This is a genomic window from Streptomyces sp. A0592 (assembly GCF_004795115.1).
GTDB lineage: Bacteria > Actinomycetota > Actinomycetes > Streptomycetales > Streptomycetaceae > Streptomyces > Streptomyces erythrochromogenes.
This window is the reverse complement of the sequence record NZ_SSBM01000004.1, coordinates 145,964-168,056: the sequence shown is the minus strand read 5'-3', so window position 1 is coordinate 168,056 and position 22,093 is coordinate 145,964. Positions and strand designations below refer to the sequence as shown.

The 22,093-nt window shown below is 73.5% G+C and carries 23 protein-coding genes and 1 tRNA gene; 12 read left to right on the top strand and 12 right to left on the bottom strand.

The window, feature by feature from the left end; translation table 11 throughout:
• Position 1 precedes the first annotated feature (1 nt).
• The gene (dut, locus tag E6U81_RS08330; RefSeq protein ID WP_136229444.1) at positions 2 to 547 is read right to left on the bottom strand and encodes a dUTP diphosphatase; all 546 of its coding nucleotides are present in this window, start codon (positions 545 to 547) and stop codon (positions 2 to 4) included.
• Positions 547 to 1,131: a PaaI family thioesterase gene (locus tag E6U81_RS08325; protein ID WP_136229443.1), complete on the bottom strand. Its 585-nt coding sequence runs from the start codon at positions 1,129 to 1,131 to the stop codon at positions 547 to 549. The genes dut and E6U81_RS08325 overlap by 1 nt, the downstream gene beginning before the upstream one ends.
• A 58-nt stretch (positions 1,132 to 1,189) precedes the next feature.
• On the opposite strand from E6U81_RS08325, the gene E6U81_RS08320 reads away from it, so the two are divergent.
• On the top strand, positions 1,190 to 1,648 hold the full coding sequence (locus E6U81_RS08320) for a DUF3093 domain-containing protein (protein WP_136229442.1): 459 nt from the start codon (positions 1,190 to 1,192) through the stop codon (positions 1,646 to 1,648).
• Positions 1,649 to 1,681: 33 nt separating this feature from the next.
• Here E6U81_RS08320 and E6U81_RS08315 read toward each other — a convergent pair whose 3' ends face one another.
• The 4 genes from E6U81_RS08315 to E6U81_RS08300 all read right to left on the bottom strand — a co-directional run bounded on the left by E6U81_RS08315 (position 1,682) and on the right by E6U81_RS08300 (position 5,206).
• A complete protein-coding gene (locus E6U81_RS08315) occupies positions 1,682 to 2,611 on the bottom strand; it encodes a hypothetical protein (protein WP_136229441.1) in 930 nt (309 codons plus the stop codon).
• Between the two features lie 12 nt (positions 2,612 to 2,623).
• Positions 2,624 to 2,920: a DUF4193 domain-containing protein gene (locus tag E6U81_RS08310; RefSeq protein ID WP_030036261.1), complete on the bottom strand. Its 297-nt coding sequence runs from the start codon at positions 2,918 to 2,920 to the stop codon at positions 2,624 to 2,626.
• Between the two features lie 383 nt (positions 2,921 to 3,303).
• The gene (locus tag E6U81_RS08305; RefSeq protein WP_136229440.1) at positions 3,304 to 4,548 is read right to left on the bottom strand and encodes a HAMP domain-containing sensor histidine kinase; all 1,245 of its coding nucleotides are present in this window, start codon (positions 4,546 to 4,548) and stop codon (positions 3,304 to 3,306) included.
• A gap of 4 nt (positions 4,549 to 4,552) precedes the next feature.
• Positions 4,553 to 5,206, bottom strand: a complete 654-nt coding sequence (locus E6U81_RS08300; protein WP_030008767.1) for a response regulator transcription factor — start codon at positions 5,204 to 5,206, stop codon at positions 4,553 to 4,555.
• A 247-nt stretch (positions 5,207 to 5,453) separates the two neighbouring features.
• On the opposite strand from E6U81_RS08300, the gene E6U81_RS08295 reads away from it, so the two are divergent.
• Positions 5,454 to 5,633, top strand: a complete 180-nt coding sequence (locus E6U81_RS08295) for a hypothetical protein (protein ID WP_136229439.1) — start codon at positions 5,454 to 5,456, stop codon at positions 5,631 to 5,633.
• Between the two features lie 111 nt (positions 5,634 to 5,744).
• Here E6U81_RS08295 and E6U81_RS08290 read toward each other — a convergent pair whose 3' ends face one another.
• Both E6U81_RS08290 and E6U81_RS08285 read right to left on the bottom strand, forming a co-directional pair.
• A complete protein-coding gene (locus tag E6U81_RS08290) occupies positions 5,745 to 6,506 on the bottom strand; it encodes an inositol monophosphatase (RefSeq protein ID WP_240803725.1) in 762 nt (253 codons plus the stop codon).
• A gap of 38 nt (positions 6,507 to 6,544) precedes the next feature.
• Positions 6,545 to 7,723 (bottom strand): ferrochelatase, encoded by a 1,179-nt coding sequence (locus tag E6U81_RS08285; RefSeq protein ID WP_136229438.1) that lies wholly within the window; start codon positions 7,721 to 7,723, stop codon positions 6,545 to 6,547.
• A gap of 172 nt (positions 7,724 to 7,895) precedes the next feature.
• On the opposite strand from E6U81_RS08285, the gene E6U81_RS08280 reads away from it, so the two are divergent.
• The gene (locus E6U81_RS08280) at positions 7,896 to 9,149 is read left to right on the top strand and encodes an MFS transporter (protein WP_136229437.1); all 1,254 of its coding nucleotides are present in this window, start codon (positions 7,896 to 7,898) and stop codon (positions 9,147 to 9,149) included.
• Entirely contained in the window at positions 9,100 to 10,428 is a 1,329-nt protein-coding gene (locus E6U81_RS08275) for a D-arabinono-1,4-lactone oxidase (protein WP_136229436.1), read from the top strand. Before E6U81_RS08280 ends, E6U81_RS08275 begins: the two co-directional genes overlap by 50 nt.
• A 6-nt stretch (positions 10,429 to 10,434) precedes the next feature.
• Here the strand turns inward: E6U81_RS08275 and E6U81_RS08270 are convergent, their stop codons facing one another.
• Positions 10,435 to 11,220 (bottom strand): hypothetical protein, encoded by a 786-nt coding sequence (locus tag E6U81_RS08270; protein WP_240803714.1) that lies wholly within the window; start codon positions 11,218 to 11,220, stop codon positions 10,435 to 10,437.
• A gap of 527 nt (positions 11,221 to 11,747) precedes the next feature.
• Between E6U81_RS08270 and sepH the strand changes: the two genes are divergently transcribed.
• Positions 11,748 to 12,773, top strand: a complete 1,026-nt coding sequence (gene sepH, locus E6U81_RS08265; protein ID WP_136229434.1) for a septation protein SepH — start codon at positions 11,748 to 11,750, stop codon at positions 12,771 to 12,773.
• A gap of 36 nt (positions 12,774 to 12,809) precedes the next feature.
• On the opposite strand, the gene E6U81_RS08260 is transcribed toward sepH, so the two are convergent.
• On the bottom strand, positions 12,810 to 13,655 hold the full coding sequence (locus E6U81_RS08260; RefSeq protein ID WP_136229433.1) for a sulfurtransferase: 846 nt from the start codon (positions 13,653 to 13,655) through the stop codon (positions 12,810 to 12,812).
• A gap of 175 nt (positions 13,656 to 13,830) precedes the next feature.
• Here E6U81_RS08260 and E6U81_RS08255 point away from each other — a divergent pair, with 175 nt between their 5' ends.
• Positions 13,831 to 14,616 (top strand): VOC family protein, encoded by a 786-nt coding sequence (locus E6U81_RS08255; protein WP_136229432.1) that lies wholly within the window; start codon positions 13,831 to 13,833, stop codon positions 14,614 to 14,616.
• A 16-nt stretch (positions 14,617 to 14,632) separates the two neighbouring features.
• Here E6U81_RS08255 and E6U81_RS08250 read toward each other — a convergent pair whose 3' ends face one another.
• Entirely contained in the window at positions 14,633 to 15,895 is a 1,263-nt protein-coding gene (locus E6U81_RS08250; protein WP_136229431.1) for an MFS transporter, read from the bottom strand.
• A 129-nt stretch (positions 15,896 to 16,024) separates the two neighbouring features.
• Between E6U81_RS08250 and E6U81_RS08245 the strand changes: the two genes are divergently transcribed.
• Genes E6U81_RS08245 through E6U81_RS08220 form a run of 6 tightly spaced genes read left to right on the top strand, consistent with a single transcriptional unit; the run spans position 16,025 to position 21,945 of the window.
• Positions 16,025 to 17,062 (top strand): ABC transporter substrate-binding protein, encoded by a 1,038-nt coding sequence (locus tag E6U81_RS08245; RefSeq protein WP_136229430.1) that lies wholly within the window; start codon positions 16,025 to 16,027, stop codon positions 17,060 to 17,062.
• Positions 17,052 to 18,221 (top strand): iron ABC transporter permease, encoded by a 1,170-nt coding sequence (locus tag E6U81_RS08240; protein ID WP_240803713.1) that lies wholly within the window; start codon positions 17,052 to 17,054, stop codon positions 18,219 to 18,221. The genes E6U81_RS08245 and E6U81_RS08240 overlap by 11 nt, the downstream gene beginning before the upstream one ends.
• Positions 18,218 to 19,036 carry an ABC transporter ATP-binding protein gene (locus E6U81_RS08235; RefSeq protein WP_136229429.1) on the top strand — a complete coding sequence of 273 codons (819 nt, stop codon included), beginning with the start codon at positions 18,218 to 18,220 and terminating at the stop codon, positions 19,034 to 19,036. Before E6U81_RS08240 ends, E6U81_RS08235 begins: the two co-directional genes overlap by 4 nt.
• Positions 19,033 to 19,932: a DUF364 domain-containing protein gene (locus E6U81_RS08230; RefSeq protein WP_136229428.1), complete on the top strand. Its 900-nt coding sequence runs from the start codon at positions 19,033 to 19,035 to the stop codon at positions 19,930 to 19,932. Before E6U81_RS08235 ends, E6U81_RS08230 begins: the two co-directional genes overlap by 4 nt.
• Positions 19,929 to 21,026 carry a GHMP kinase gene (locus E6U81_RS08225; protein ID WP_136229427.1) on the top strand — a complete coding sequence of 366 codons (1,098 nt, stop codon included), beginning with the start codon at positions 19,929 to 19,931 and terminating at the stop codon, positions 21,024 to 21,026. The genes E6U81_RS08230 and E6U81_RS08225 overlap by 4 nt, the downstream gene beginning before the upstream one ends.
• Complete coding sequence (locus E6U81_RS08220; RefSeq protein ID WP_136229426.1) at positions 20,947 to 21,945, top strand: pyridoxal-phosphate dependent enzyme; 999 nt, start codon at positions 20,947 to 20,949, stop codon at positions 21,943 to 21,945. The genes E6U81_RS08225 and E6U81_RS08220 overlap by 80 nt, the downstream gene beginning before the upstream one ends.
• On the opposite strand, the gene E6U81_RS08215 is transcribed toward E6U81_RS08220, so the two are convergent.
• Positions 21,946 to 22,017, bottom strand: a tRNA-Cys gene (locus tag E6U81_RS08215).
• Between the last annotated feature and the right edge of the window lie 76 nt (positions 22,018 to 22,093).

Here is a 22,093-nt window from a genome sequence, read left to right as displayed (position 1 = left end):
GTCACTGTCCTTCCCGGTCGGTTACGACCGAAGCGTAGCCATTCCCACCCTGCTGACCAGCCCCGGATCCGGCCACGGCCGCATGACCGCCGGTGGAGCCGAAGCCCCCCTCGGCCCGGGCCGAGCCGGGAAGTTCCGCCACCTCGTGGAAGCGCACCTTCTCGACCCGCTGGACAACCAGCTGGGCAATGCGGTCGAAACGCTCGAACCTGACGCTCTCGCGAGGGTCGAGATTGACCACGATCACCTTGATCTCTCCACGGTACCCGGCATCCACCGTCCCCGGGGCATTCACGAGCGCGAGCCCGCAGCGTGCGGCCAGACCCGAGCGCGGGTGCACGAAGGCCGCGTACCCGTCGGGGAGGGCGATCGCGACCCCGGTGGGCAGCACCGCGCGCTCACCGGGCTCCAGTACGGCGGCCTCGGTGGTGACCAGGTCGCAGCCGGCGTCACCGGGGTGCCCGTACGCCGGAATCGGAACCTCCGGGTCGACGCGGCGAATCAGCACGTCGACGTCATGGCGGGATCCGTTGTTGTTCAGGGACATCAGGGGTTCACCTCAAAGGCGCGTGCGCGCCTGACCTGGTCCGGGTCGGCCATGGCCGCCTGGATCTCCTCGGGCCGTCCGTTGTCGATGAAGTGGTCGACCTTCACTTCGATGAAGAGCGCGTCGGCGCGGACCGCGACCGGGCCCTCCGGCCCGCCTATCCGGCCCACGGCCGTGCAGTAGATCTTCCGGCCGGCGACGGCGGTCACCTCGGCCTCCAGGTACAGCACGGTGTCCACGGGCACCGGCCGCACGAAGTCCGTCTCCAGCCGTCCGGTCACGGCGATGACGCGCAGCAGCCAGTTCAGCGAGCCCAGTGTCTCGTCGAGTGCGGTGGCGAGCACCCCGCCGTGGGCGAGCCCGGGCGCGCCCTGGTGGGCGGGCTTGACGGTGAACTCGGCGGTGACGCGCACGCCGTCGCCGGCCCGGGCCTCCAGGTGGAGTCCGTGCGGCTGGCCCCCGCCGCAGCCGAAACAGTGCTCGTAGTGGGCACCGAGGAGCTCACCGGGTGCCGGCGCGTCGGGATGCCGGACCGGTGCGGCGGCATCGGCCGGGGGCGTCAACGCTGTGTTTCGTCCACTCACAGCCGCAGACCTTACCCGCGCGGCTACCCGCCGGTCGCCTCGTGGCAGGCTTGAGCACATGCAGCTCTCCACCGCGCACCACGACGAACGCCTGACCGCCCCCCGCTCCTGGTGGGGCATCGCCGTCATGACCGGCCTCGCCGGCGCGCTGATGCTGCTGCCCCTGGGCACGCTGCCGCTGCTGGCCGGCCTCGTGGGCGGCACCGCGCTGGCCGGGCTGGTGGTGAGCTCGTACGGCTCCGCGCGCGTGCGTGTGGTGAACGGTGCGCTGGCCGTGGGCGACGCCCGGATCCCGGTGTCGGCGCTGGGCGAGGCCGAGATCCTGGACGCCGAGCAGGCGCGCGCCTGGCGCACGTACAAGGCGGACACCCGGGCCTTCATGCTGATGCGCAGCTACGTGCCGACGGCGGTCCGTATCGAGGTCACCGACCCCGCCGACCCCACCCCGTACGTCTACGTCTCCACCCGCGAACCGCAGGCCCTGGTCTCGGCCCTGCGCGCGGCGCGGGCGGCCTGATCCGCCGGGTCCACGGCGGGGCCGCGGACGCCGTCAGTCGCGCCTGAAGTGACCCGGCCCCTCCAAGGCGGCCCTGGTGGCCTCGGGAAGGGGCTCCACGGGCCGCTCCAGGGGCGGCAGGGTGCGCAGGGCCTCCCAGGCCACCGCCTGCCTGCGCAGGTCCGCACGGACCTTCTCGGCGAGTTTGCGGGTGTCGCGGCGGTTCATGACCGCTCCGACCGCCGCGCCCACCATGAACGGCATGAGGTTCGGCAGGCTGCGGATCATCCGCTTCATGATCTGCTGGCGCAGTTCGCGCTTCATCTGCCCCCCGAGCGCCGCGTTCAGCGTCGTGGGCTTGGTGAGGTCGACCCCGCGCTCTTCCGTCCACGCGGTCAGGTAGGCGAACGTGCGCTCCTTGAGGTTGCCGTGCGGCCGCTGGCCGTAGACCTCGTGGAGCTCCGCGATGAGTTTCAGCTCGATCGCCGCGACGCCGGTGATCTCCGCCGCGAGTTCGGCGGGCATCGCGGGCGGCACGGGCAGCATGGCCGCCGCGCCGATGCTGGCGCCGACGGTCGCCGAGGCGGCGGTGGCGCCCGAGATCAGCTTGTCGGCGAGCTGGTCGGGACCGAGGCCGGGGAACTGCGCGCGCAGCGTCGCCAGGTCCCGGACCGGAACGCGCGGTGCGTTCTCGATGATGCGGTCGGTGATGTAGAGGGCGGCGCCGCGCACGCCTTCGCCGCCCTTGCGCACGCCGTTCCTGACGGCTTGCAGCCGACGGCCCCCGGCACCGCGCCGGGACTCCTCGCCGGGCTCCGCGACCGACGCCGCCGGGGCGGTGTCGGAGGGAGCGGCGAGTACCGCACTGGCGGAGCCGCCGGGGGCTTCGGGACCCGTCTCCGGGTCCGTGGTCACCACCTGCGTCTCCGCCGGATCACCCTGCTTTCGGAAGGGGCGCCTCCGAAAGGGTGTCGAGCCAGCCACGGCCGACGCCTCTCAGTCGCAGTCGCGACAGATCGGCTGACCGTTCTTCTCACGTGCCAGCTGGCTGCGGTGGTGCACCAGGAAGCAGCTCATGCAGGTGAACTCATCGGCCTGCTTGGGCAGGACTCGAACGGCCAGCTCCTCGTTGGAGAGGTCCGCGCCGGGAAGCTCAAGGCTCTCGGCCGAGTCGAATTCGTCCATGTCGACGGACGAGGACGACTTCTCATTGCGTCGAGCCTTCAGCTCTTCAATGCTGTCGTTGTCGACGTCGTCGTCGGTCTTGCGCGGGGTGTCGTAGTCCGTTGCCATTGTTCGCTCTCCCCCTCTGGGTGTTAGCGGTGTCTCAGCGCACGTAACGCACGAGAGGCCGGACTTGTGCCCGACCTGAGGCGGAGATTTTGCCTCACATCAAGGTCTGTTACTCAATCGACACCCAGCCGCCGACCTGAAGGGGCGATCGGCTGGGATGACGACCGGGACCGTACACGGTCCGGGCGCCGTCTTGCACAAACGCCACCCCGTGTATTTCCCGCCATTCGGGGGGCCGGAAACCCGGACTTCCCGGGCGTTCCGGCCGCCCCCGGGTCACCGAACGCACATGACCCGCCACCGCCGACTGTGATCGATCACACAGGGGCGAATGGGTTCAGGGGCCAAGTATTCAGCCAAAAGCGAACACGGGGTGGGGGGTCTCACAAAGGCAGAGTGACACGCATCACGAGGCCACCGCCTTCCCGGGGCATCGCCTGGATCCTGCCGCCGTGTGCGCGCGCCACGGAGCGCGCGATCGACAGACCCAGTCCTACACCCTTGTCGCTGCCCGTGCGCTCCGTACGCAGCCGCCTGAACGGCTCGAAGAGGTTGTCCACCTCGTACGCGGGAACCACGGGACCCGTGTTCGACACCAGGAGCACCGCCTGGCCGTGCTGGGCCTCGGTGGTGACCTCCACCCAGCCGTCCTCCGGCACGTTGTACCGGACGGCGTTCTGCACCAGGTTGAGGGCGATCCGCTCCAGCAGGACGCCGTTGCCCTGCACCACGGCCGGCTCGCGCTCGCCGCGGATCTCCACGCCCTTGGCGTCGGCCTCGGCCCGCACCTGGTCGACGGCGCGCGAGGCGACCTCCGCCAGGTCCACGGGCTTGCGCTCGACGATCTGGTTCTCGCTGCGGGCCAGCAGCAGCAGGCCCTCGACCAGCTGCTCGCTGCGCTCGTTGGTGGCGAGCAGGGTCTTGCCGAGCTGCTGGAGCTCCACCGGGGCGCCCGGATCGGACAGGTGCACCTCCAGCAGGGTCCGGTTGATCGCCAGCGGTGTCCGCAGCTCGTGCGAGGCGTTGGCGACGAACCGCTGCTGGGCCGTGAAGGCCCGCTCCAGCCGGTCCAGCATCTCGTCGAAGGTGTCGGCGAGCTCCTTGAGCTCGTCGTCCGGCCCGTCCAGCTCGATCCGCCGGGTCAGGTCGGAGCCGACCACCCGGCGGGCGGTACGGGTGATCTTGCCCAACGGCGAGAGCACCCGGCCGGCCATCGCGTAGCCGAAGGCGAAGGCGATGATGCTCAGGCCCAGCAGGGCCATCAGCGAGCGGCTGAGCAGGTCGTCCAGGGCGTGCCTGCGCTGTTCGAGGGCACACTTGCTGATCGCAGCGTTGAACTGGTCGTACGACTGGCCGATGCCCACGCCGGGACAGGCGGTGCTGGAGACCTGGACGTTCTGGCCGCCGACGATCTGGAACGGCATGGCGTTGCCCTGCCGCAGCGCCTGGGCCGCCAGCAGGTAGATGATCGACAGCAGCAGGATGCCCGCGATCAGGAACATCCCGCCGTAGAGCAGCGTGAGGCGTATCCGGATGGTCGGCCTCAGCCACGGGAAGGGACCCTCGGGCTGGCCGGGGTCCCAGGTCGGTTTCGGTGGCGCCGTCGGTGGCGCCGGGGTGGTCGCCACGTGGTCAGATCCGGTATCCGGAGCCGGGCACCGTCACGATGACGGGCGGCTCGCCCAGCTTGCGGCGCAGGGTCATCACCGTCACGCGCACCACGTTGGTGAACGGGTCGGTGTTCTCGTCCCAGGCCTTCTCCAGCAGCTGCTCGGCGGAGACCACGGTCCCCTCGCTGCGCATGAGGACCTCCAGCACCGCGAACTCCTTCGGGGCCAGCTGCACCTCCTTGCCTTCACGGAAGACCTCGCGCCGGTTCGGGTCCAGCTTGATCCCGGCCCGCTCCAGTACGGGCGGCAGCGCGACGGTGGTGCGCCGGCCGAGGGCCCGCACACGGGCGGTCAGCTCGGTGAAGGCGAAGGGCTTGGGCAGGTAGTCGTCCGCCCCGAGCTCCAGGCCCTCCACGCGGTCGCTCACATCTCCGGAGGCGGTCAGCATCAGCACGCGGGTGGGCATGCCGAGCTCGACGATCTTCCGGCACACGTCGTCACCGTGCACGAGCGGGAGGTCCCGGTCGAGCACGACCACGTCGTAGTCGTTCACGCCGACCCGCTCCAGGGCGGCGGCGCCGTCGTACACGACGTCCACGGCCATGGCCTCCCGGCGCAGGCCGGTGGCCACCGCATCGGCGAGCAGCTGCTCGTCCTCGACGACGAGTACGCGCACGTCGTTTCCTTCCTCCGAGCCCAGAAGGGCACACGTGTATTGCGTCGTACATCCTGCCCGTTTCAGCCGTAAACCGGCTGTAAGACGGGTCATGGAGGGGGCCCGCGGGACGGAAGTGAGGATTCCCTCGCCTCCGGAGGTTTCTGCGCCCAGGGTGCCGGGGAGGACGTGAGCACACCCCATCCACTCCCTGACGGCGGTATTGCCACGTGCCGCCGCCGACCCACGAAGAGGGGGCGAACCCATCATGGACGCATTCAGCGCGGGTCTCCTGCAGCGCATCAGGGCCACGCAGTCGGATCTCAGGCACGCCCGCGAGACGGGCGACGACTTCCTCGCGGAAGTGGAACAGGCGGAGCTGGAAGACCTCCAGCGTCTGGCCGCCGAGCACGGTGTGCCGGTCACGGCCGCCGCGCCCGCCTGCTGACCGGCCGCTGAGCGGCTGCTGAGCGGCTGCGAGAGCCGACTCCGGGACGCACGTGGACCCCGGCCGCCCGAAGGGGCGGCCGGGGTCCACGTGCGTCCACCGCCGCAGCGCTCAGTCGTGCCAGGCCCCGGCCTCTTCCAGCAGCGGCTGGAGCGAGGCGAACACGGCCGGGGTGGCGGCCAGCGCCAGCTCGCCCGAGGCCGGCTCCCCGGGACGGCCGCCGGTCACGGCACCGGCCTCCCGGGCGATCAGGTCGCCGGCGGCCAGGTCCCAGGGGTTCAGGCCGCGCTCGTAGTAGCCGTCCAGCCGCCCCGCGGCCACGTCGCACAGGTCCAGGGCCGCCGAGCCGCCCCGCCGGATGTCGCGCACCAGCGGGATGATCCGCTGCACCACGTCGGCCTGGTGCGCCCGCCGGGCCTGGACGTAGGCGAAGCCGGTGCCGACCAGCGCCTGGTCCAGCGGGGCCGCCGAACGGCAGGCGAGGCGTGCCGTGCCCAGCCAGGCGCCGCCCCCGAGCACCGCGTGGTAGACCTCCCCGCGCATCGGCGCCGCCACGACGCCCACCACGGTCTCGCCCCCGTACTCGGCGGCGATGGACACGCCCCAGCTCGGGAGGCCGTAGAGGTAGTTCACGGTGCCGTCCAGCGGGTCGACGACCCACCGCACCCCGCTCGTCCCCGGGGTGTCCGCGCCCTCCTCGCCCAGCAGCCCGTCCTCGGGCCGCCGCTCGGCGAGGATGCCGGTGATCAACTTCTCCGCCGCGATGTCCATCTCGGTCACCACGTCGATCGGGCTGGTCTTCGTCGCCGCCACCGCCAGGTCGGCCGGGCGGCCGTCGCGCAGCAGCGCCCCGGCCTGCCGGGCGGCCTCCATGCCGGCCTCCAGCAGCTCGGCCTTCAGCTCTTCGGAGATCACGCTCGTCCTCCTCGTTCCGGGGCGTCGTACGGGCTGTCCGCGCCCGCGGCGGCCGGCCGCGGGGCCCGGGCCGGGCAGCAGCCCGCCGCGCACAGGTCGTGGCTCTGTCCCAGCGTGCCCACCCAGCACTCCTCGGCCGCCTCGCCGCGCTCCTTGGCGGCCCGCTCCAGGACGAGCTCCCGCACGGCCCCGGCGAAGCGCGGGTCGGCGCCGACGGTCGCGGAGCGCGCGACGGGCAGGCCCAGCTCGGCAGCCTTGGCCGTGGCCTCGGTGTCCAGGTCGTACAGGACTTCCATGTGGTCGGAGACGAAGCCGATGGGGACCATGACCACGGCGGGGGCCCCCTCGGCGTGCAGGGCCTCCAGGTGGTCGCAGATGTCCGGCTCCAGCCAGGGGATGTGCGGGGCGCCGCTGCGGGACTGGTAGACGAGCTGCCAGGGGCGGGCGACGCCGGTCCGTACCGCGACCTCGTCGGCGATGACCCGGGCGACGTCGAGGTGCTGCTTGACGTACGCGCCGCCCTCACCGCCCGCGGTGTGGTCCTCGACCGGGCCGGAGGTGTCTGCGGCGGCGGTCGGGATGGAGTGCGTGGTGAAGGCGAGGTGCGCTCCGGCGCGCACCTCCTCGGGCAGGGCGTCGAGCGAGGCCACCACGCCGTCGATCATGGGCTCCACGAAGCCGGGGTGGTTGAAGTAGTGCCGCAGCTTGTCGACCCGTGGCGGCTCCACGCCGTCCCGCTCCAGCGCGGCCAGGGCGTCGGCGAGGTTCTCGCGGTACTGCCGGCAGCCCGAGTACGAGGCGTACGCGCTGGTGGCGAGGACCGCGATCCGGCGGCGCCCGTCGGCGGCCATCTCGCGCATCACGTCGTCCAGGTAGGGGGCCCAGTTCCGGTTGCCCCAGTAGACCGGCAGGTCCAGCCCCTGTCCGGCGAAGTCCTTGCGCAGGGCGTCGAGCAGCTCGCGGTTCTGCCCGTTGATCGGACTGACCCCGCCGAAGCCGAAGTAGTGCTGTCCGACCTCCTTGAGCCGCTCGCGCGGGATGCCGCGCCCGCGCGTGACGTTCTCCAGGAACGGGACGACGTCGTCGGGCCCTTCGGGTCCTCCGAAGGAGAGCAGCAGGAGTGCGTCGTACGGGGCGGCGGAGCCGGCGTCGGGGGCACGGAACTGGTCTGACATGCCTCGAATCCTGCCACCCGGCCTCCCCGCCCGGTAACGGACCCGGCGCCGTCTCACACATCGGATGACAGGTAAGGTCACCCTAAGTTCCTGCCCGGCGCCTTCCCCGTGCGTGCGCTTCGTCGGCGGACGTAATCTGTGTGAGCCAATCCAGTCCCTTACGGAGGGCACCTTGCCCAGTCCCTACCGCGCGATATTCGCGGCCCCCGGCACCAAGGGGTTCACAGCCGCCGGCCTCATAGGCCGGATGCCGCTGTCCATGGTGGGCATCGGTGTCCTCACGATGATCACCGAGCTGGGCGGCAGCTACGCCCTGGCCGGCGGGATCACCGCGACCATCGCCCTCTCCGCCGCGGCCGTGGGCCCCCAGGTCTCCCGGCTGGTCGACCAGCACGGACAGCGCCGGGTGCTGCGCCCCGCCACCCTGATCGCGGCCGCTTCGGTGACCGGCCTGCTGATCTCCGCCGCCCGGGGCTGGCCGAGCTGGACGCTCTTCGTCTTCGCTGTCGTCGCCGGGTGCGTGCCCAGCGTCGGCTCGATGGTCCGGGCCCGCTGGACGGCCCTGTTCCGCGACACCCCCCAGCTGCACACGGCCTATTCGTTCGAGTCGATCGTCGACGAGCTGTGCTTCATCGTCGGCCCGCCGCTCGCCGCGACGCTCTCGGCCGGCTGGTTCCCCGAGGCCGGCCCGGTGGTCGCCGTCGTCTTCCTGGTGGCGGGCGTGTGGTGGCTGACGGCCCTGACGGCGACCGAGCCGAAGCCGCATCCGCGCCACGAGCACTCGGACCTCTCGTCCGCGCTGCGCTCCCCCGGCCTGCAGGTACTCGTGGCGACCTTCGTCGCGACCGGCGCGATCTTCGGCTCCGTGGACGTGGCCACCCTCGCCTTCGCCGAGGAGCACGGCAGCAAGTCCCTCGGCGGCGTCCTCCTCGCCGTGTGGGCCTTCGGCTCCTGCCTGGCGGGCATCGTCTTCGGCCTGCTGCACTTCAAGGGCAAGGCCGAACCTCGCTGGGTCGTGGGCATCAGTGCGATGGCCGTGAGTATGATCCCCCTCCTACTGGCCGGGAACCTTCCGTTTCTGGCCGTGGCGCTCTTCGTCTCGGGCCTCGCCATCGCTCCCACGATGATCACCACGATGGCCCTGATCGAGGCGCACGTACCACACGCGAAGCTGACCGAGGGCATGACCTGGATCAGCACCGGCCTCGCGGTCGGTATCGCGCTCGGGTCCTCCGTGACCGGCTGGGTCGTCGACGCGGCCGGCGCGCGGACCGGGTACGTCGTCTCCATCTCGGCGGGAGCGGCCGCGGCGGCGGTTGCGTTCGCGGGATACCGCCGGCTGACGAGGCCGGCGCAAGGGGAGGAGCCAGCAACCGATGGGGACGGCGACAGCACGGAACGGCAGCACGGCGACCGCGTGGCGTAACTGGGCGGGCAACGTCACCGCCACGCCCACCCGCGTGGTGACCCCGGCATCGGTCGGGGAGCTCCAGGAGGCGGTCCGCCGGGCCGCCGAGGAAGGGCTGCGGGTGAAGGCCGTCGGCACCGGCCACTCCTTCACCGCGGCCGCCGCGACCGACGGGGTCCTCGTCCGGCCGCAGGCCCTGGCCGGGATCCGGTCGCTCGACCGTGCCGCGGGCACCGTCACGGTGGCGGCGGGCACGGCGCTGAAGGACCTGAACCGGGTCCTCGCCGCCGAGGGCCTCTCGCTCACCAACATGGGCGACATCATGGAGCAGACGGTCTCCGGCGCCACCAGCACCGGCACCCACGGCACCGGCCGGGACTCGGCCTCCATCGCCGCCCAGATCCGCGCCCTGGAGCTGGTCACGGCGGACGGCGAGCTGCTGACGTGTTCCGAGAAGGAGAATCCCGAGGTCTTCGCGGCGGCCCGGGTGGGCATCGGTGCGCTCGGCATCGTCACCGCGATCACCTTTGCCGTGGAGCCGCTCTTCTTCCTGACCGCCCGTGAGGAGCCCATGGGCTTCGACCGGGTGACGGCCGAGTTCGAGGAGCACTTCGCGGAGAACGAGCACTTCGAGTTCTACTGGTTCCCGCACACCGGCAACTGCAACACCAAGCGCAACAACCGCAGCCAGGGCCCGGCCGCCCCGCCCGGACCGGTGAGCGCCTGGGTCGAGGACGAGCTGCTCTCCAACGGCCTCTTCCAGGCCGTCAACACTCTGGGCCGGGCCGTCCCGGGCACCATCCCCTCCATAGCCCGCGTGGCCAGCCGCGCCCTGTCGGCGCGCACCTACACGGACATCCCGTACAAGGTGTTCACCAGCCCGCGCCGGGTGCGGTTCGTGGAGATGGAGTACGCCCTCCCGCGCGAGGCCGTGGTCGAGGCGCTGCGGGAGCTGCGGGCGATGGTCGACCGCTCCGGGCTGCGGATCAGCTTTCCGGTGGAGGTGCGGACGGCTCCGGCGGACGACATCGCGCTGTCCACGGCCTGCGGGCGCGACACGGCCTACATCGCGGTGCACATGTACAAGGGCACCCCGTACCAGGCCTACTTCACCGCGGCCGAGCACATCTTCACGGCGCACGGCGGCCGCCCGCACTGGGGCAAGGTGCACACCCGGGACGCGGAGTACTTCTCCCGGATCTACCCGCGCTTCGGCGAGTTCACCGCGCTGCGGGACCGCCTCGACCCGGACCGGGTCTTCGGCAACGACTACCTGCGGCGCGTCCTGGGGGTCTGAGCGGGGTCAGGAGGCACTGGGCCGCGCCGACGGCGTGGCAGCGCCGGTACCCGGTGTCGGGGTCGGGTCCGGCGCCGACGGCGTGGGGGTCGGCGCCGGCGCCGGCCCGCGCGTCGGCTCCGAGGGGCCGGGCGCCGGCTCGCCGGAGCGCGACGGGCCCGGGTCCGGGCCCGGGCTCCGGCCGCTCTCCGGACGGGAGGGGCTCGGGGAGGTACCCGGGCCGGGGGCGTCGGTGCCGCCCCGCCGTTCCTCCTCCCCGCCGGCCGGACCGCGTTCGGACGGGCCGGGCCGGTCCTCGCCCGCGGTGCGGGTTCCGCCGGAGAAGAGCGTGCCGCCGCCGCTGCTGACGGAGGTGCCCGCCACGGCCTCGTAGGTGCCGAGGCCTCCGACGGCGATGGCGAAGGCCGCGCCGGATGCCACCGCGGTGCGCTTCCATCCGCGCATCCGGGTTCCGTGCACGGTGGGCTCGCCGAACTCCCCGGCCGGTCCGGAGGCCGTGGCCGCGGCCCCGCCTTCCCCGCGGGGCGCGGGCGCCTGACGGGCCTTCGGCCGGGCCCCTTCGCGCAGCTGGTCGCCGGTGCGCCGGAAGAGGTGCTGGATGACGGGTCCGCCCGCGGTGGCGACGACGCTGACCACGCCGGCGCCGAGGATGGTCCCGTAGACGCCCATCTTCGAGGCGAGCAGCGCGGCCGCGACGGTGGCGAGGGAGGATCCGGCGACCTGGGCCACGCTCAGGTCGAGCTTCTTCGCCTCCGGTTCGGTCCCGACGTCACGCGTCGCCTTCTGACCCATCGCCATCCCCTGTGTGCCCGGCCTCTCGTGCTTCTCCTCTTTCAGCAATTACTGACAGCTGAGCGAAGGGGATAGTTCCGTTTCGGGTGATTCTGTGAAGCAGGACACCCGCGTTCGGGCACAGGACGCAGGTGGGACCCGACAGCGGGCAGCCCAACTCCCGCCGTCCGAGGAAACTTCGGCGGCGCGGCGGTCCACCCAGGTGGCCCGAATGGAGTACTGTGGCGAGCCCTGGGTCTGTCCTTCCTTTCGGATGTCCGGATCCGGGAGAGGGGGCCGGCTGACGGAAAGCGGCACTCGAAGACCGGTGATGCCGCGGCATTGCACGGATCCTGCTGCGCACAGTAACCATTCGGTCACTGTGCGTGCCCAACAGGTAACCGTGCCATAACGGCGATCAAGGGCGCATGCCCGACACGCCGGTTTAACTCGGCAAGGTTGTGGCAGGCTGCACCCGGGCAGGCCACACTCGACTAGCGGAAGCAGCGACGCACGTGACGTCGGCAGGCACCACCCGGGAGGTCCCCATGCCCGAACTGCGTGTCGTGGCCGTCTCCAATGACGGCACACGACTGGTGCTCAAAGCTGCGGACAGTACGGAGTACACGCTTCCGATCGATGAGCGGCTTCGGGCTGCCGTACGCAACGACCGTGCGCGCCTGAACCAGATCGAGATCGAGGTCGAGAGCCACCTCCGGCCCCGCGACATCCAGGCCCGCATACGAGCCGGTGCCTCCGCGGAGGAGGTCGCCCAACTCGCCGGCATCCCCGTCGACCGCGTACGCCGCTTCGAGGGCCCCGTGCTCGCCGAGCGCGCCTTCATGGCCGAGCGCGCCCGCAAGACCCCGGTGCGTCGCCCCGGCGAGAACACCGGGCCGCAGCTCGGCGAGGCCGTGCAGGAACGCCTGACCCTGCGCGGGGCCGAGAAGGAGTCCGTCCAATGGGACTCGTGGCGCCGCGACGACGGCACCTGGGAGGTCCTCCTGGTCTACCGGGTCGCCGGCGAGCCGCACTCGGCGAGCTGGACCTACGACCCGCCGCGCCGGCTGGTCGTGGCCGTGGACGACGAGGCCCGTTCCCTCATCGGCGAGTCCGAGGACCTGCCGGCGACGCCGGAGCCGAGCTTCCCCTTCGTGCCGAGGATCGCGCGCCTGCCGCGCGACCGGCCGCTGGACCGCGCCCTGGACCGGCAGCTGGAGCGGGCCGAACCCCGGCCCGCGCCCGTACCGGAGCCGGAGGAGGAACGGGACACGCTGACCAGCCTGCTGGAGGCGGTACCGAGCTTCCGCGGCGACATGGTCGTACCCGAGCGCACCGAGCCGACGGACACGGAACCGGAGGCGGAGGAGCCGCCGGCGCCCGCCGCGTCGGCGGGCGCGGGCGCCGCGTACGCCGATGTCCTGATGCCCCGCACGGTGGCGGGCCACCGCGACCGGCTGACGGGCACCACGGACCGGCAGGCCGAGGCAGACGGGGTCCGCCCCGGGCGCCGTGCGGCGGTGCCGAGCTGGGACGAGATCGTCTTCGGCACCCGCCGCAAGAAGCAGGAGTAGCCCCTCGGGGCCGGGCGGTGCCCGGCCCCGTCACGGCTACTGGGGGTCCGGGCCCGTGGCCACCGGGCGGGCCGGGTCCATACACCAGTGCGACCAGCTGCCCGCGTAGAGGTCGGACTCGATACCGGCCACCTCCAGGGCGAGCACCTCATGGGCTCCGGAGACCCCCGAGCCGCAGTACACGCCCACCGGGGTCCCCTCCGACGCGCCGAGCGCCTCGAACCGGGCCCGCAGCGCGTCCGCCGGCAGGAAGCGGCCGTCGGGGCCCATGTTCTCGGTGGTCGGGGCCGACAGCGCGCCGGGGATGTGGCCGCCCACGGGGTCGATGGGCTCGACCTCGCCGCGGTACCTCTCCCCCGCCCGGGCGTCGAGGAGGACGCCTTCGCGCGCCCGCAGCGCCGCCGCGTCGGCGTCGAGCAGCCCGAGCGCCCCAGCGGTTGGCTTGAAATCGCCCTCCACCGGAATCACCCGTTCGGCCGTGAGCTCGCCTCCCGCCGCCGTCCAGGCGGCCAGACCGCCGTCCAGGACTCGCACGTTCGGGTGACCCGTCCAGCGCAGCAGCCACCATGCGCGGGCCGCCGCCCAGCCCTGGCCGCCGTCGTACACGACCACGGGCGCGGCCGCCGGGACCCCGGCCCTGCGCATCGCCGCGCCGAAGGCCTCCGGGTCCGGCAGCGGGTGGCGCCCGCCCGACCCGGCCGGACCTGCCAGTTCGCGGTCGAGGTCGACGTAGACGGCACCCGGCAGGTGTCCGGCCTCGTACGCGGGCCGCTGGTCGGGGCCGCCCAGCTGCCAGCGGACGTCCAGCAGGACCGGCGGCCTGGCGCCCGCCAGTTCGTTCCTCAGTTCGGCGGCGGAGAGGATCGCAGTTTTCGCAGTCATGCCGGCCATCTTCCTCCCCGCCCGGCACCCGTGTAACAGGGCCGTCATCAGCGGGGCACCCTGTTCCGGTCAACTCCGGTCCGGACCACAGGAATGCGGCGCGGCCGGGGCGCGCCGCGTCCGCCGGAGTGGAACCATCAGCACCGGTGACGGCACGACGGAGGAGACGGCTGACATGACCGAGGCAGCGGAAGCGACCCGGCGCACCCCCGGCACCCCGTGCTGGGTGAGTCTCATGGTGCACGGCCTCGGGAGCACCGAGGACTTCTACGCCGACCTGTTCGGATGGGAGTACGTGCCCGGGCCCGAGCAGCTCGGACCGTACGTCCGTGCCGTGCTGGACGGACAGGAGGTGGCCGGGATCGGCGAGATGCCGCCGGACGGACACCTTCCGATGGCGTGGACGACGTACCTGGCCACGGACGACGCGGACGCGACCGCCGAGTCGGTCCGGGCCTGCGGCGGCACGGTCGCGGTGGGACCGCTGGACGCCGGCATCGCGGGGCGGGTGGCGATCTGCTCGGACCCGCTGGGAGCGGTCTTCGGGCTGTGGCAGACACAGGCCCGCCTGGGCGCCCGGCCGGGCGGCGGTCCGGGCACCCCCGTCTGGCACGAGCTGATCACCCAGGACACCTCGGCGGTCGGCAAGTTCTACGAGCACGTATTCGGCCATGAGGCGCAGACCGACGTCACCGCCTCGGACGACTTCGACCACCTCACCCTGAACCTGGCGGGCCGGCCCGTCGCCGCCGTGCACGGCGTGGGCCGCTCCCTGCCGCACGACCGGGGGCCGCACTGGCTGGCGTACTTCGAGGTCGAGGACACCGACGCGGCCGCGCGGCGGGTCGAGGAGCTCGGCGGGCGCATCGTCGACCCGCCGCGGGAGGGCCTGCGCGGGCGGCAGGCCACGGTCGCGGACCCGGAGGGCGCGGTGTTCGCCCTCGTGCACTCACGCTCCTGAACGGCGGCGGCAGGACTCAGCCGGCGGGCCGCGCCGGCGGCCGCCCGAAGTGCCGGGCGGTGGGCACCAGCGCGGCCGCCGCGGGGACGAGGAAGCAGGCCGCGGCGCACACCCCGAGGACCGGGGTGACCCCGAAGGCATGGATGGCCGGGGCGATGAGCGCCAGGCCCACCGGGGCCAGGCCGTAGGACACGAGGAAGTCGAGTGAGGAGACCCGGGCGAGCTTGTCCGGGGCGACCTCGCGCTGGGTGGCGGTGAACCAGGGCACGTTGAACAGCTCGATCCCGATGCCGGCGACCGCGTAGGCGCCGATGACCACGGCGGGGTGCACCGGGAACATCAGGCTCAGCGGCGCGAAGCCGTAGGCGGCCAGTCCCGCGAAGGCGGCCCAGCCCCGGGAGCTCGGCCGGAACCGGGCGGTGACCAGGGCTCCGCCGAGCGCGCCGACGGTGTAGGCGGTCATGGCGGCGGCCAGCACCCACTCGGTGTCGTAGCGGTCACGGCTGATCAGGGGCAGGGCGACGCTGGTGGCGGAGTAGCCGAGCGCGATCACGGCGGTGAGGGCGCCCAGTCCGGCGAGGAACCAGGGGTGGCGGCGGGCCTCGCGTATCCCGTCGACGAACTCGGCACGCAGGGAAGCCCGCTGCGGCCGGGGCGGGGCGCCCGCGCCGGCCGCGGCTCCCCGACCCGGCAGGAGTGCCGCGACGAGCCAGAGCAGGCCGATGCCGAGCAGCAGGGTCGAGACGTCGGTGAAGGCCGCGAGCAGCGCGGTCAGTGCGGGCCCGGCCAGTGTGGAGGCGCGCACCGCCAGGGTCGTCGCGGCGTTGGCCTGCTGCCTGCGCCCGGCGTCGACGACCTCGGCCGTGAGCGCCTGGAAGGCGGGGCGGCACGCTCCCTGGCCGGCGCCGGCCAGGGCCGCGGCCGCGGTCATCAGCAGCAGGGAGCGCCCGAGTCCGACGGCGAGCAGGGGTGCGGCGGCCGCGGCCGCGAGGGCGGACCACAGGACGACGGCCCGGCGGGAGTGACGGTCGGCCAGGACCCCGCCGACGGCCACGGCGGCGAGGAAGCCGGCGGTGCGCGCCGCGAGGACGAGGCCGAGGCCGACCGCGCCCAGTTCCCGTTGCAGGACGGCGAGGCCCAGGACGAAGGGCAGGGCCCAGGTCGCGAGACCGGATGCGGTGGTGCCGGCCCACAGGCGCAGGAAGGCGGCGTCGCGCAGGACGGAACGCTCCTGCGGTGGACGGTTCTTGGGCTCCGCGGGGGCAGGTGTGGTCGCCACGATGTGGTGCTCCTCATTCCATTAATGAAAACGATAACCATTACAGTACTCTGTGAACGCGGCACTCCTGCCCGGTGCACGACCACGCCCTCACCCACGCCCTCACCCACGCCCCCAGACGGAGAACCCATGCGCCACCGCGCCCGAACCGGCCTCGCCCTGACCCTCGTTCTCGCATCCGCCGCCGCCACCGCCGGCTGCTCGACCACCACCGGCCGCGGCCCGGACCGCACCGCGCAGGGCGCTCCCGCCGCCCGGACGGCCGTCACCAGCTGCGGCAGCGGGCTCTCCTTCGACGGACCCCCGAAGCGCACCGTCGCCCTGGACCAGACCTCGACCGAGACCCTGCTGGAACTGGGCCTGCAGGACCGGATGGCCGGGACCGCGAACCTCAAGACGAAGATCCCGGCGCAGTACCGGGCCGCGTACGCGAAGGTCCCGGTGATCGCCCCCAAGATCGCGACCGGCGAGCAACTGCGCGCCGCGACACCCGACTTCGTGGTGGCCGGCTCCGCCGACCTCTACACGAAGGACCGGGCGGGCACCCGGGAGGAACTGGGGGCCCTGGGGGTCCCCGCCTTCGTCAGCGCCGTGGACTGCCCCCATCACAACGAGCCCGGTAAGTCCCCCTTCGAACTGCTCTTCTCCGACTACGAGGCGCTGGGCAGGGTCTTCGGCGCCGAGGACCGGGCCGCCGCCCTCGCCGGGGAGCAGCGCGCCGCCGTCGCCAGGGCCGGCGAGAACGCAGCCGCCACTGCCCGGGACGGCAAACAGCCCACGGTCGTCTACCTCTACTCCGTCTTCAACGGCATGCCGTACGTCGCGGGCCGGACCGGGCTGCCCAGCGAGATGAGCCGGATCGTCGGCGCGAAGAACGCCTTCGACGACGTGGAGGAGGACTGGCCGGAGGTGTCCTGGGAGGAAGTCGCCAGGCGCAACCCGGACTTCATCGTGATCGGCGACCTGTCCGAGCGCGGCCGGCCCGGTGACAGCGCCGCCGAGAAGCGCAGGGCGATGGCCGAGGACCCGGTGGTCTCCAAGCTGGCGGCGGTGCGCGACAACAGGATCGTCGAGGTGCCCGGCATCGAGCTGGACCCCTCCGTGCGCTCCGTGCACGCACTGGGCCTGCTGGCCGCCGGGATGAAGGACCTCGGGTATGTCCGCTGACGCGGGCGGCCGGGCGGCCCCTGCGACGGGACCGGCGGACCGGGCGCCGGCCCCGTCGACGGGCCCGTCCGTCGACCTGCTGCATCCCTCGGCCCGCACGGCGGGCCCGGCCGCCCCCGCGCCGTCCCCGCCGGCTCCGGCCCTTCGTTCCGGCCCCGCGCGGGCGGGACTGCTCCTCGCCATGGGGCTCGTACTGGCCGCCTCGGTGGCGGCCGCCACCCGTGTCGGCACCGCCGACGTGGGATGGACCGACCTGGCCCGGGTCCTCGGGGGGCGGCTCGGGCTGGACACCGAACCGCTGCCGCCGCTGCTGGACTCGCTCGTCTGGGACCTGCGGCTGCCGCGGGTCCTGATGGCCGCCCTGGTCGGCGCCTCCCTCGCGGTCTGCGGCACGGTCCTGCAGGCCGTCACGCGCAACGCGCTCGCCGACCCCTACCTGCTCGGGGTCTCCTCGGGCGCCGGGGCGGGCGCGGTCGCCGTGGTCGTCCTCGGCGTGGGCGCGGGCACCCTCGGGATCACCGGCGGCGCACTGGCCGGGGCGCTGCTCGCCTTCGCGGGCCTGCTGCTCCTGCTGCGCCGTACGGGGCTGGACTCGGTCCGCATCGTGCTGACCGGTGTGGTCGTGGGCCAGCTCTTCACCGCCCTGACGTCGCTCGCCCTGATGGCCTCGGCCGACGCCGACACCACGCGCGCCGTCACCCACTGGCTGATGGGCTCGATGGCCCCGGCCCGCTGGGACGCCGTGGTGGTCTGCGCGGTCGTCACCCCCCTCGGGCTGGCCGCGGCCTGGCTGTGCTCGAACGCCCTGGACGGGCTCGCCTTCGGCGCGGACACCGCCGCCTCCCTGGGGATCGGCGTCCGGCGCACCCGGATGCTGCTGCTCGTGGTGACGGCCGTGCTGACCTCGGTCGCGGTGGCCACGGTCGGCGCCATCGGCTTCGTCGGGCTGATCGTCCCGCACGGGGTGCGCTTCCTGGCCGGGCCGCTGCACCGGGTGCTGCTGCCCCACGCGGCCCTCGCCGGCGCGGTGTTCCTGGTGTGGACCGACGCCCTGGCGCGGGTGGCCTTCGCGCCCCGGGAAGTGCCCGTCGGCGTGATCACCGCGCTGATCGGGGTCCCGCTCTTCCTGCTCGTCCTGCGCAGGAGGGGGGAGCTGTGAGGATCACCGCCGAAGGGCTGAGCTGGTCCGCCTCGGGCACGCCCGTCGTCCGCGGGGTCGGCCTGGACATCGCGCCGGGCGAGACCGTCGGGCTGCTCGGGCCCAACGGCTCGGGCAAGTCCTCGCTGCTGCGCTGTCTGGCCGGGCTGCGGGTGCCCGACGCGGGCACGGTGCGCTACGACGGCCTGCCCGTACGGGACTTGAGCGCCCGCGCGATCGCCCGCCGGGTCGCCTTCGTCGCCCAGGACTCCGGCCTCGACACCGACCTGCGCGTCGCCGACGTCGTCGGGCTGGGCCGGACCCCCTTCCGCGACCGCTGGCACGGACCGGACGCCCACGACCGGGCCGTCGTCGCGGCCGCGCTCGAACGCGTCGGACTCACCGCGCTCGCCGGGCGCCGCTGGCAGCACCTGTCCGGCGGCGAGCGCCAACGGGCCCACATCGCGCGCGCGTTCGCCCAGCAGCCGTACGGACTGCTCCTCGACGAACCCACCAATCACCTCGACGTCAAACACCAGCTGGAGCTGATGGAGCTCCTCGCCGAGGCCGACCAGACGGTCCTCGTCGCCCTGCACGACCTCACCCTGGCCGCCCGCCACTGCGACCGGCTGCTGCTCATGCACGAAGGCGTACTGGTCGCCTCGGGCGCCCCCGCCGACGTCCTGACCACCGCGAACCTCGCCCGGATCTTCGAGGTGGACGCCGAACTGTCCGCCGACGCCCTGGGCCGGCCGGCGGTCACCTACCGCGGGCCGCTGCGCGGCAGCGTGCCCGGACCCCCCTCCCGAACCCCTCTCCGACAAGGAACCCCATGACGAACCGGCCCGAACCCCAGCCCCGGAGCCGCACCCAGCCCCAGCCCCGGCCCCAGCCCCAGCCCCCGGCTCGTACCGCGACCGCACCGGCGGCCGGTGTCGACGCCCTGATCGAGGCCGTGCTGGCGGGCGAACACGGACCGCTGCCCTCCGACCTGGTGGCGACCAGCGTGTTCTGGATCCACCACGGAACCCGGCTGGCCGGCGGCGACACCACCTACCTCAACCAGTACGTCCTCGTCCGGCTCGGCGACTCCTTCGGCGGCTGCGCCTTCGAGGCCGGCGAGATCGGCCCGGAGGTCTGCCGCGACTCCTCCGGCGCCCCGCTCGACGTCCTGCTGCGCGAGGCGCCGCGCCCGCTGCGGATCGCCGCCCTCGACGCCTACCTGGCCCATCGGTTCCCGCACCGCGACGCCGGGGCGGAGACGGTCACCCTGCCCGCCGGCACCCCGGAGGTCCGCGCCCGGGCCCGCGACGCGGCGATCGCCGGGCTGCTGGACATCGGCCCCGGCGCCGAGGTCGGCCTGATCGGCGTGGTGAACCCGCTGGTCGCGGCGATCCGCGAGCGCGGCGGCGAACCGCTGCCCTGCGACTTCAACCTCCGAGCAACCCAGTGGGGCGACCCCGTCACCACCGACATGCACGAGGTGCTGGAGCGCGCCGACGCCGTCGTCGCCACCGGCATGACCCTGAGCAACGGCTCCTTCGACACCGTCCTGGAGCGCTGCCGCACGCGGGGGATCCCGCTCGTCGTGTACGCGCAGAGCGGCAGCGCCGTCGCCCGCGCCTTCCTCGGCGCCGGGGTGACCGCGCTGTCCGCGGAGCCCTTCCCCTTCTCCCAGTTCAGCGCCGACCCGACCACCCTGTACCGCTACCGGACGGCGGGCCCGGCATGATTCCGGCGGCCCGCCGGGGCTCCCCCGGCGCCGACCGCCGCGGCACCCACCGCCGCGGCGCCGGGCACGCCTCCTGCCACCACGGCGAGATCCTCCAGGGCGTCTTCCTCGACGCCGCCGGGCGCCGGTGCGCCGGCCTGGTCACCCTGCCGATGAGCGGCCCGGGCAGCCGGGCCGAGTTCACCCGGCGGCCCGGCACCCCGCCGGAGCGGCTCACCGTACGGCCCGGAGACCGTACGAAAGCCGCGCGCGCGGCGGCCCTGGCCGTCGAGGAGTGCGCCCGGCGGTGCGGCGAGCGCCCCTGCGGCGGGGAGCTGCGGGTCTCCGGCGACATCCCGGTGGGACTGGGCATGGGCAGCTCCACCAGTGATGTCATCGCCGTGGTCCGCGCGGTCGCCGCCTCGTACGGGCTGCGGCTCCCGCCCGCCGCCGTCGCCCGGCTCGCGGTCCGTGCCGAGCTGGCCTGCGACCCGCTGATGCTCGGCGCCCGACCGGTGCTCTTCGCCCAGCGCGAGGGGCGGGTCCTGGAGGTGCTCGGCCACCGCCTGCCGCCCCTCGTCGTCGTGGGCTGCGCGCTGGGCGGGGGCGCGCCCGTGGACACCCTCTCCCTCCCGGCCCCGGTGCACGACGACCACGACGTACGCGCCTTCGAGCGGCTGCGGGTGCTGCTGCGGCGGGCCGTGGCCACGGGTGATGCCGCGCTGCTCGGCCGGGTGGCGACGGCCAGCGCCCGGCACGGCCAACGGCTCCTGCGCCATCCGGAGTTCGACGCGCTGGTCGGTATCGCCCGGCGGTTGGGGGCGGTGGGCGTCCAGATCGCGCACAGCGGCTCGGTGGCCGGGCTGCTGCTGGACCCGGCCGCCCCCGGGCTGCGCCACCGGGTCCGCGGCTGCGTACGGGCCCTGGAGAGCGACGGCATCCCCACCACCCGCACCTTCACCACCTTCCCGGCCGCCCCGGGCCTCCCGGACCCGGCGGACCTCCCGAACTTCCCCACGACCAAGGAGTCCCCGAGTGGACCAGCACATCGCGGAGGCCATCGGCCGACCGGACCTGATACGCCTCGACGACCGGCTCGTCTGCCTGCGCTTTGAGACGATGAAGGTGGTCTCCGCCCTCGCCGCGGTCCGCCACCTGCTCGACACGGGGGCGGTGCGTCCCGGCGACACCCTGCTGGACAGCTCCAGCGGGATCTACGCGTACGCCCTCGCCCTGGCCTGCCACCGGCACGGCATGCACTGCCACATCGTCGGCTCGACGACGGTCGACCGCACCCTGCGCACCCAACTCGCCGTCCTCGGGGCGACGCTGGAGCAGATGGAGCCCTGCAGCGACCTGAAGCTGGACCAGAAGCGGCGCGTCGAGCGCGTCCACGAGATCCTGGCCGAACACCCCGGGTACCACTGGATGCGGCAGTACCACGACGACGTCCACTACCTGGGGTACCGGGCCGTGGCCGACCTGATCCGCACGTCCACGGAGGGGCAGGAGCTCACCGTCGTCGGCGGGGTCGGGTCGGGCGCGTCCACCGGAGCCCTCGCCCACTACCTGCGCGAGGACGCGCCCCGCACCCGGCTGGTCGGCGTACAGCCCTTCGGCAGCGTCACCTTCGGCGCGGAGCACGTCGCCGACCCGGAGATCATCATCGCGGGCATCGGCAGCTCCATCCCCTTCGGGAACGTCCGCCACGCGTCGTACGACACGCTCCACTGGATCTCGTTCGACGCCGCCCTGGCCGGCGGCGTCGACCTGCTGCGCCGGCACGCGGTGTTCGCCGGGCTGTCCACCGGGGCGGGCTACCTCGCCGCCCGCTGGGAGCGTGACCGGTCGCCGGAGCGCACGGTCCTCTTCGTCGCCGCCGACACCGGCCACCGCTACGTGGACACCGTGTACGCGCGGCACCGCGAGGCCGTGCCCGTCGGCTCGCTGGCTCCCCGGCAGGTCGCCGGCCGGGACGGACTGGCCCTGCCCTGGTCCCGGATGGACTGGAACCGGGCGGACCCTCCGTCGTAGAGACCGTGGCGGGATTCGAACCCGCGTCACCGGATTTGCAGTCCGGCCCCTGGGCCACTCGGGCACACGGTCGTGGTGGCGCTTCGGGTACGACCGTAGGCGCATCCCCGGCCCGGGTGAAGGGAGCGCCGCGGCCCGACACACGACT

Excerpts from the sequence above, each read along its gene's own strand:
- E6U81_RS08240 (WP_240803713.1), top strand. The coding sequence starts at position 17,052 with ATGTCCGCTGACGCGGGCGGCCGGGCGGCCCCTGCGACGGGACCGGCG.
- E6U81_RS08225 (WP_136229427.1), top strand. The coding sequence starts at position 19,929 with ATGATTCCGGCGGCCCGCCGGGGCTCCCCCGGCGCCGACCGCCGCGGC.
- E6U81_RS08245 (WP_136229430.1), top strand. The coding sequence starts at position 16,025 with ATGCGCCACCGCGCCCGAACCGGCCTCGCCCTGACCCTCGTTCTCGCA.
- E6U81_RS08320 (WP_136229442.1), top strand. The coding sequence starts at position 1,190 with ATGCAGCTCTCCACCGCGCACCACGACGAACGCCTGACCGCCCCCCGC.
- E6U81_RS08270 (WP_240803714.1), bottom strand. The coding sequence starts at position 11,220 with ATGGGTCAGAAGGCGACGCGTGACGTCGGGACCGAACCGGAGGCGAAG.
- E6U81_RS08255 (WP_136229432.1), top strand. The coding sequence starts at position 13,831 with ATGACCGAGGCAGCGGAAGCGACCCGGCGCACCCCCGGCACCCCGTGC.
- E6U81_RS08285 (WP_136229438.1), bottom strand. The coding sequence starts at position 7,723 with ATGTCAGACCAGTTCCGTGCCCCCGACGCCGGCTCCGCCGCCCCGTAC.
- E6U81_RS08295 (WP_136229439.1), top strand. The coding sequence starts at position 5,454 with ATGGACGCATTCAGCGCGGGTCTCCTGCAGCGCATCAGGGCCACGCAG.
- E6U81_RS08310 (WP_030036261.1), bottom strand. The coding sequence starts at position 2,920 with ATGGCAACGGACTACGACACCCCGCGCAAGACCGACGACGACGTCGAC.
- E6U81_RS08230 (WP_136229428.1), top strand. The coding sequence starts at position 19,033 with ATGACGAACCGGCCCGAACCCCAGCCCCGGAGCCGCACCCAGCCCCAG.
- E6U81_RS08290 (WP_240803725.1), bottom strand. The coding sequence starts at position 6,506 with ATGGAGGCCGCCCGGCAGGCCGGGGCGCTGCTGCGCGACGGCCGCCCG.
- sepH (WP_136229434.1), top strand. The coding sequence starts at position 11,748 with ATGCCCGAACTGCGTGTCGTGGCCGTCTCCAATGACGGCACACGACTG.
- E6U81_RS08260 (WP_136229433.1), bottom strand. The coding sequence starts at position 13,655 with ATGACTGCGAAAACTGCGATCCTCTCCGCCGCCGAACTGAGGAACGAA.
- E6U81_RS08275 (WP_136229436.1), top strand. The coding sequence starts at position 9,100 with ATGGGGACGGCGACAGCACGGAACGGCAGCACGGCGACCGCGTGGCGT.
- dut (WP_136229444.1), bottom strand. The coding sequence starts at position 547 with ATGTCCCTGAACAACAACGGATCCCGCCATGACGTCGACGTGCTGATT.